Genomic DNA, 8,286 nt, shown 5'->3' with positions numbered 1-8,286 from the left:
CGGCGCCCTTGGGGCGGCGGGCCGGGCGCAACAGTGTCCCGACGAGCCGGCCTTCGCCGTCAAACACGACGATCGGCTGGAAGCCGAACTCGTCGTAGAACGCATTGAACAGGCGCAGCTGCTGGTGGCCATGCACCGCGTCAAAGGTATCATCGATATCGAGCACGATCCGGCTTGGGGGGCGCGCAAACGAGTGGCAGTAGAACCGGATCATCTCGCGGCCCATGCGGATAAGGGCGCGGGCGTCGGGCAGGTTTTCCATGCGCGAGATCGTCGGCTGCGAACACAAGGCCGGCCCTGTTTCCGGGCCACGCTCCAGCGCGATCCTGAAGCTGGGATCGTACCGCAGGGCTGCCGCGTCGTTGCCGTCTTCATACCCCGCCGCGATCATCATGATCCGGAACCGGATGATGTCACACAGGCTATGCTGAACTTTCGCCGGGTCACGCGGATCGCGCAGGCAATCTGCGAGCCGCTGCGCCAGACCCGCCCTGCGCTCGATCTCGCGCAGCAGGGTCAGGCCGGCGTCGGAGCTCATGTCGGCGCCGTCAAACCCGAGTAGGACCGGCTTACCGTTAAGGGGTGACAGGCGGGGCGTGGAGCACGTAGACTGGGTCATGGCGGAGGTCGTCCTGCTGAAATCTGAATCTTTGGCGTCGATAACCAAAAAATACAGAGTTTCAGACGGTTACGCCACCTCCGCCGCCTTCTCGTGAATTATCCGGGCTAGGAGGTATGCGCCTCAGCCGGTCCACTGTGGGCACCGCTCACCAGCGTCGTATCTTGCGGCGAGATTCACTCCGGGAGAACCAGTTCCGAGACGGCCTTTCAATCATTGGCAACAACTCGTGCCCCTGCCTGTCCTCCACGGAAAGCCGCAACGAGGGCCATCGGCTTGCCGCGGAACCCTTGCCCACCTTGGGTCATAAGCCTCTGACAGTGATTTAAGGCCGTCCGACCTAGGCATCGTCCACCTCGACGGTGTCACCCAGCGGCATCAACTTGCCGTTCCGGTCGTCATCACCTCCCGGATGACATGCCCCAGCTTCCGTGCAATCTTGTGGTTCATTCCGAGGAGCCGTGCCGTTACCACCGAAGGCGCCGCTTTGCTCGATGGGGCACCGGGAACATCGCGCGAAGCCAGAGCCGCAAGCTAGGCTTTGTGGGGTGCATCGGGCTGTATGTGGTTACGGTGCACCGGGCTCGGCAGTCCTGGTGTCGGAGAGTCTTGGACGAAGGCTCCTGCCGCAAGGGCGAGAGGATGATCCGACTGTCCCACAGTACGGGCAGTGCCGCCCGCTCGACCATATGACACCATCCGAGAACCGTCGCGTACGCATCCGGCCTGAGGCGTGTTCAACGAAGAGCAAGCCCACGAAACAGCGCAAAATGCACCGAGATCACGGAAAACCGACGCCGTGACAGTGCCCTGCGCCGTTACCTGCTGTTTCTGGGGAGTAAGGGGGTTAATCGTTGAGCGGGCATCTCTTGTCAGCCTCTCGGCATGATGAAGACTTCACGCACGCTGGCCTTATCGCTGGTCGAGACGGCATAGAGCACGGCGTCCGCGATGTCGTCCGGCTGTATCTTGTCCGGTTTTTCGGCATCGAAGAAAGCGGTGTTGACCATCCCCGGCGCGATAACCGTACAGCGACCGCCCCACTCGTTCATCTCCTCGCCGAGATTGCCGCCATAGCCGTGGACGAACCACTTCGATGCGCCATAGACCGACCCCGCGATGGTGCGCCGACCTGCGGCCGATCCCGTCATCAGCATGTGGCCTTTGCATAATTTGAGGTGGGGCAGGGCGGCCTTCGCCGTGTGAAGCACACCCAGGATGTTGATGCGCAGAAGCTGCTCCCACTCCTCCGGATCGCCGTTCTCGGTTCCTGGCGCGTCGAGCCCTGTGCCCGCATTGGCGAAAGCGGCATCGACACCGCCGAACCGGTCGGACAGTCGCGCCAGGGCATCCTTCTGCTGTTCGAAGATCGTGACGTCGCCGGGGAGGGCGAGAGCCGCTTCGCCCAACTCATCCGCAAGCCGAGCAAGCGTCTCTTCGCTGCGAGCAAACAGGCCGACGTTCCAGCCTGCCTTGACGGCTGCCCGAGCGGTCGCGGCGCCGATACCGCTGGAGGCGCCGGTGATGAACATGGTCTTGCGGGTCATGAAGTGCCTTCCGGTAATAAACCGAGCGATAGGGGCAGGGCCGGTTGCGTATTTCGTAGGTCAACGCTGGACGCCGTTTCGGGTTGCAGGCACCGATCAGGCTCTTCTGCACCTTCAGCGCCAAGTAAGCCGCATTCGGGCTCCAACATATGCAAGAGAAGGAACAAGCTCTGGCCGCGATGCCGGCAATCTCGATCGTATTGCAGGCGGCACCGAGGGACGGACATCCCGGAAATTTGATGATAGAGGCGAAGCGCGAAAGTCATGGCGCGGTGAGATTGGAAATAGAATGCAACAATCTGTTGGCCAGTTGCCGTTGCGACTCCGTTTTGCTGGACCTTCCGTTCGATGAGTGGTTGCGGCCGCATTCCAGAAGCGCCAGCACCGTCGCCTACACAATGGACATGAAGCAGATGCCAGAAACCACCGAGACGACAGACCATGCGACGCGTCTGGAATTCGAGACCGACAAGGGCGCATCGCGCTCGATCTGGATCGCCGCGGCTATTCTCGTCGCGCTTCTGCTCTGGATGGGCAGCGGGTTCATCCTGCCCTCCGCGCCCGAGATCGCGCAGCAGGACACGCCGGACGCCCAGCCGCCTTTCGTCATGGTGCGGGAGTCGACGGCCGAACCGGTGGTGCTGATCTTCGGCGCGGAAGGGCAGGCGCAGCCTGACAGGGATACCAGCTTGCGCGCGGAGGCATCGGGCAATGTCGTCGAATTGTTTGTGCGCAAGGGCGAGATGGTCGCGGCCGGCGATCCGATCGCGCGGTTATCCTCGGCCCGCGTCGAAGCCGATCTTGCACGCGCGGAGGAGGAACTGGCGCGGGCGCGGCGGGAGTTCTCCAATGCGCAGGAGCTTCTCGAGCGCGGCGTCGGCACGGCCGACCGTGTGTCGGAGGCGCGTGCGGATCTCGCCGCGGCCCAATCGCAGGTGGCAAGCGCCGAGCAAGCGCTTGAAGACGTGTCGATCGTCGCGCCCTTCGACGGGCGCTTGGAGACGCTGACGCTCGATGAAGGGGAATTTGTCGCGGCCGGCGAGCAGATCGGCCGGATCGTCGACAACCGTCCGCTGACCGTCACGATCCAGGTGCCGCAACAGGCATTGAGCCGCATCGAAGACGGCCAGACCGCAACGGTGCGCTTCATCACCGGCGAGACCCGCGAAGGCATCGTGACGTTCGTCGGCACCTCCGCCTCAGCCGCGACCCGTACGTTTCTGGTGGAGATCGAGGTTCCCAACGAGGACGGCGCGATCCCGGCGGGTGTGTCCGCCGAAATCGAGATCCCGACCGGCGAGGCGCTGGCGCATTTCATCGAGCCGTCGATTGTCTCTCTCAACCCCGAAGGCGATCTCGGCGTGAAGACGATCGAGGACGGCGTGGTGCAGTTCCACCCGATACAGATCGTTAAGGCCGAGCTGCAAGGCGTGTGGGCCGTCGGCCTGCCGGAGACGGCGCAGATCATCACGATCGGGCAAGGCTTCGTCCGCGAGGGCGAAGAGGTGAACGCACAGTTGACGGAGAACGCCGACGTGGCGGTCGTCGTACCGGCGGCGGAGCAGGCGGAATGAACGCGCTGATCGAGGGTGCCTTCTCGCGCAGCCGGTTCATGATGATCGCGCTGGCGATGATCCTGACCGTCGGGGCCATCGCCTATGTCGCGATCCCGAAGGAGGCCAACCCCGAAGTGCCGCTCCCGCTGGTCTATGTTTCCACCGGGATCGACGGCATCAGCCCGACCGACGCGGAGCGGCTGCTGCTGGAGCCGATGGAGGCGGAGTTCGGCGCGATCGAAGGGCTCGAGAAGATGTCGAGCGAGGCCGCCGAGGGTTTTGCCAGCGTGCAACTCGAATTCGCCGCCGGTGGCGATACCGACGACGCGCTCGACAAGGTTCGCGATGCCGCCGATCGGGTTGAGGGCGACTTGCCCGATGCGGCCTACGACCTGACCATAACCGAGATCAACACAGCGCTTTTCCCCATCATCACCATCATCCTCTCCGGTCCCGTGCCGGAGCGGACGCTGAACGATCTGGCCGAGACGGTGCAGGATGAGGTCGAGGCGCTTTCGGGCGTGCTTGAGGTCGATATCGGCGGCGCGCGCGAAGAGTTCCTCGAGGTGCTGATCGACCCGACCGTCTTTCAGACCTACGACATCAGCTTCGACGCCCTCGTCAACCAGCTACAGCGCAACAACCAGTTGATCGCCGCCGGCGCCATCAACACCGGGGGCGGGCGGATCGTGCTGAAGGTTCCGGGCCTGATCCAGGACGTCGCGGACGTGATGAGCATTCCGGTGAAGGTTGAGGGCGATACCGTCGTGACCTTCGGCGACGTCGCGACCGTGCGGCGCACCTTCGAGGACCCGACGAGCTTTGCGCGCATCGACGGACAGCCGGCTCTCGCGCTCGAGGTGAAGAAACGCTCCGGCGCGAACATCATCGACACGGTGGCGGCCACGCGGGCCGTCATCGCGGAGTTGCAGACGGATTGGCCGGAAACCGTCAGTGTCACCTACCTTCAGGACCAGAGCGAGCAGGTGGAGACGCTACTGTCCGATCTGGAATCAAACGTCATTGCCGCGGTTATCCTGGTCATGATCGTGATCGTCTTCGCGCTCGGGGTCCGATCCGCGATCCTTGTCGGGCTTTCCATTCCGGGGGCGTTCCTTGCCGGTGTCACCGCGCTCTGGGTCATGGGCTACACGATGAACATCGTGGTTCTGTTCGCGCTCATCCTCGTGGTCGGGATGCTGGTCGACGGCGCCATCGTGACCGTCGAGTTGGCGGATCGGCGGCTACAGGAAGGTGACAACCCGCGTCACGCCTACATCCATGCGGCCAAGCGCATGGCGTGGCCGATCATCGCCTCGACCGCCACGACCCTGAGCGTTTTTTTCCCGCTGCTGTTTTGGACCGGGCTGGTCGGCGAGTTCATGAAGTACCTGCCGATCACCGTCATCCTGACGCTCTCGGCGTCGCTCTTCATGGCGTTGATCTTCATTCCCGTGCTGGGCGGTATCATCGGCAAACGCCAACCCCAATCCGCCCGCGCCAAGGCCGCGTTGCACGCCGCCGAGGCCGGCGATCCCCGCGAGATCGGCGGCTTCACCGGCGCCTACGTGAGGTTCCTTGAGAAGGCGATCCTGAGACCTTGGACGACGCTTCTGTTCGCGATCTCGCTCCTCGTCGGAAGCTTTGCGCTCTATGGTGAGTTCGGACGCGGCATCGCATTTTTCCCATCGGTCGAGCCTGAATTCATGCAGGTCGAGGTTCGCGCGCGCGACAACCTGTCGATATACGAGCGCGACGCGCTTGTGCGTCTGGTGGAGGGGCGACTGCTCGGCCAGACCGGTGTCGAGAGCGTCTATGCCCGTTCTGCTCTCAATGCAGGGCAGGGCGACGAAGAGGTGATCGGCACCATTCAGCTCGATCTGATCGACTGGGATCGGCGTCGTCCGGCGGAAGAGATCGGCGCCGATATACGGAACCAGATGGCCGACATCGCCGGCATCGACGTGCAGGTGCAGACCGACAGCGGCGGCCCCTCCAGTGGCAAGCCGGTCAATCTCCAGATCACGGCCGCCACGCCCGAGGCGCAGGTCGCCTCGGTCGAGCGGGTCTTGGAGATCATGGAGCGCATCGGCGGCTTTACCGACGTCACGGATACGCGACCGCTGCCGGGGGTCGAGGTGGCCATCAACGTGGATCGGGCCGAAGCCGCACGGTTCGGCGCGGACATCAACCTTCTGGGGCAGGCGGTGCAGCTTTTGACGCAGGGCATTGCCGTCACCGATTACCGGCCCGACGATGCCAAAGGCGAAGTGGACGTGCGCGTGCGCTTTCCATCCGACGCGCGATCGCTTGCGGAACTTGGTAACCTGCGCGTCCCGACCCCGGCGGGGCTGGTTCCGATCTCCAACTTCGTGTCGTTCTCGCCCACGCAACGGGTCGGCGTCGTCCGCCGCATCGATGAGGAGCGCGTGACGACCGTGGAAGCCAACGTTGCGCCGGGCCTGCTGGTCAGCGACCAGATCACCGCGCTGGAGGCCGCGTTGGATGTCGCCGATCTTCCCGAAGGCACAAGCTACACTTTCGGAGGCGAGGCGGAAGATCAGGCCGAGTCGATGGCGTTTCTCGCAAGCGCCTTCGTGGCGGCGATCGCGCTGATGTTCGTAATCCTGCTGTTGCAATTCAACAGTTTCTATCAGGCCCTGGTGGTCATGAGCGCGATCGTCTTTTCCATCGCGGGCGTCCTTCTGGGATTGATCGTTACCGGCCGGCCTTTCGGCGTGGTCATGGGGGGCGTCGGGGTGATCGCGCTTGCGGGCATCGTCGTGAACAACAACATCGTGCTGATCGACACGTTCAATGACCTGCGCCGCAGCGGCATGGGCCCGCGCGAAGCCGCCCTGCGCACCGGCGCTCAGCGCTTCCGGCCGGTTCTGCTCACCTCGGTGACCACGGCCCTCGGCCTCACGCCGATGGTGATCGGCTTGAACATCGACTTTTTCACACGGGAAATTGTCTACGGCGCCCCCTCCACCCAGTACTGGACTGAGCTTTCGAGTGCCATCGCAGGGGGACTGGTGGTGGCGACCCTGCTGACGCTCGTCGTCACCCCTGCAATGCTGATGTTGCGGCGCGGTAGTCGTGAGGCGGCCGATCAGGGTGCAACGGCAGACCAAGCCACTGGGCCATTGGCTTCGTGATAGGGCGTGAGGCGGAGCATTGTCGGTGCTCCGCCTCTACCAATGCCGCGCCGGAAGCCCCGCCAATCCGGCCGGATTTCTGATCTTCCAAGGTCGGCGTATCTACAACCAGCCGCGATGCTTGAAATAGAGGTAAGGCAGGATGGCCGCGCCGATCATCAGGCCTATCGCGAACGGATAGCCGAACAGCCAGGACAATTCCGGCATATACTCGAAGTTCATGCCATAGATTGACGCAATAAGTGTCGGCGGCAGGAAGATCACTGCCACGACCGAGAAGATCTTGATCGTCGCATTCTGCTCGATGTTGATCATGCCGAGGCTGGCATCGAGCATGAAGGTAATCTTTTGCGACAGGAAACCCGAATGGTCGGTGAGCGAGCGCGCATCCTGCGAAAGGGTCTTGATGCGTTCCCGCAGATCCGTGTCCGATTGCCGTTCCGAAGCCACATGACCCAAGAAGCTCGTCAGCCGCTCAAGCGTCACGAGACTGTCCCTGATGTTGGAATTCAAGTCTCCTTTCCGGCCGATCTTTTCGAGGACCCCCTGATAATCGCGGGGGCCTGTCTGCTCGTCGGTCTTGCGGAAGATCGTTGCGGACACAGCATCAATGTCCCGCCCCGTCCTCTCCAGAACGTCGGCAAGCCTGTCGATGATTGCATCGAGCAGACCGATCAAGACCGAGTCCGCATCCGGCAACTTCATCGCAGTCCTCTGTGCCTGGTTCGGAAAGGTCGTGAAGGCACGGGGATCGTGGTAGCGCACCGTGATTAATCGCTCGCCGCACAGAATGAACGATACGGGCGCCATCTCCGGATCGTCGCCATCGGTATGTGCCGGCAGGATCGCCGTCATGAAAGCGGCACCGTTCTCGCGGTACAGGCGCGAGGAAACCTCGATCTCCTCCATGTCGGCGCGGTCGGGAATGCCGATCCCGAGACGGGCCCCCACCGCTTGCACCTCCTCGGGGTCGGGGCTCAAGAGATCGATCCATGTGGCGTCCAAATCGATACCATCGGCCACATCACTGAGATGCAATCGGCTTTGCGCGGTACTGTAGGTGCGGATCATGTGCGGCGTTCCTCGGCCAAGGCATCGAACTAGCGGTTAAGCGTCACATCCCGGAAGGTAGTATGGCTGTTTCTTGAACAGTTCTGGCTTGATTTTGTGCCAGTCCTTCATGGCCTGCAAGGGCGCCTTGCTGGCCAACGCTGATTGCGGGAGCTGCTGGTTGTAGAGCCAGACGTATCGGTGGAGCGTGGTCTCCAGGTCCTCGCCTGATCGGAAATGGTGGCTCTGCAGGACCTCTTCGATCCGGCCGTTGAAGCGCTCGACCATTCCGTTGGTCTGCGGCGACTTCGGCGGGGTCAGGCGGTGGTCGATGTCGAGGGCGGCGCAAAGCGCGT

6 protein-coding genes are annotated in these 8,286 nt (G+C 63.0%); 2 read left to right on the top strand and 4 right to left on the bottom strand.

Annotated elements, in window-relative coordinates:
- Both JSE7799_RS07520 and JSE7799_RS07515 read right to left on the bottom strand, forming a co-directional pair.
- Nucleotides 1-619, bottom strand: a 619-nt coding sequence (locus JSE7799_RS07520) for a transposase (RefSeq protein WP_186201868.1), incomplete at its 3' end; no start/stop codon positions are given.
- A gap of 872 nt (nt 620-1,491) precedes the next feature.
- Entirely contained in the window at nt 1,492-2,166 is a 675-nt protein-coding gene (locus tag JSE7799_RS07515) for an SDR family oxidoreductase (protein ID WP_055663049.1), read from the bottom strand.
- Between the two features lie 404 nt (nt 2,167-2,570).
- Here JSE7799_RS07515 and JSE7799_RS07510 point away from each other — a divergent pair, with 404 nt between their 5' ends.
- Entirely contained in the window at nt 2,571-3,740 is a 1,170-nt protein-coding gene (locus JSE7799_RS07510) for an efflux RND transporter periplasmic adaptor subunit (protein WP_245624831.1), read from the top strand.
- Nucleotides 3,737-6,880, top strand: coding sequence for an efflux RND transporter permease subunit (locus JSE7799_RS07505; protein ID WP_055663048.1), 3,144 nt, complete (start codon nt 3,737-3,739; stop codon nt 6,878-6,880). Before JSE7799_RS07510 ends, JSE7799_RS07505 begins: the two co-directional genes overlap by 4 nt.
- A gap of 102 nt (nt 6,881-6,982) precedes the next feature.
- Here the strand turns inward: JSE7799_RS07505 and corA are convergent, their stop codons facing one another.
- Nucleotides 6,983-7,951 carry a magnesium/cobalt transporter CorA gene (corA, locus tag JSE7799_RS07500; protein ID WP_055663047.1) on the bottom strand — a complete coding sequence of 323 codons (969 nt, stop codon included), beginning with the start codon at nt 7,949-7,951 and terminating at the stop codon, nt 6,983-6,985.
- A 36-nt stretch (nt 7,952-7,987) separates the two neighbouring features.
- On the bottom strand, nt 7,988-8,286 hold a 299-nt coding region (locus JSE7799_RS07495; protein WP_144431610.1), incomplete at its 5' end, for an integrase core domain-containing protein.

It is taken from the genome of Jannaschia seosinensis (assembly GCF_001408515.1).
In the GTDB taxonomy this organism is placed as follows: domain Bacteria; phylum Pseudomonadota; class Alphaproteobacteria; order Rhodobacterales; family Rhodobacteraceae; genus Jannaschia; species Jannaschia seosinensis.
Note: the sequence above shows the minus strand (reverse complement) of the source record. Positions and strands in the feature narration are given on the sequence as shown.

What these genes read in the sequence shown, in the direction of transcription:
- JSE7799_RS07515 (WP_055663049.1), bottom strand. Translation starts at nt 2,166, where the DNA reads ATGACCCGCAAGACCATGTTCATCACCGGCGCCTCCAGCGGTATCGGC.
- JSE7799_RS07510 (WP_245624831.1), top strand. Translation starts at nt 2,571, where the DNA reads ATGAAGCAGATGCCAGAAACCACCGAGACGACAGACCATGCGACGCGT.
- JSE7799_RS07505 (WP_055663048.1), top strand. Translation starts at nt 3,737, where the DNA reads ATGAACGCGCTGATCGAGGGTGCCTTCTCGCGCAGCCGGTTCATGATG.
- corA (WP_055663047.1), bottom strand. Translation starts at nt 7,951, where the DNA reads ATGATCCGCACCTACAGTACCGCGCAAAGCCGATTGCATCTCAGTGAT.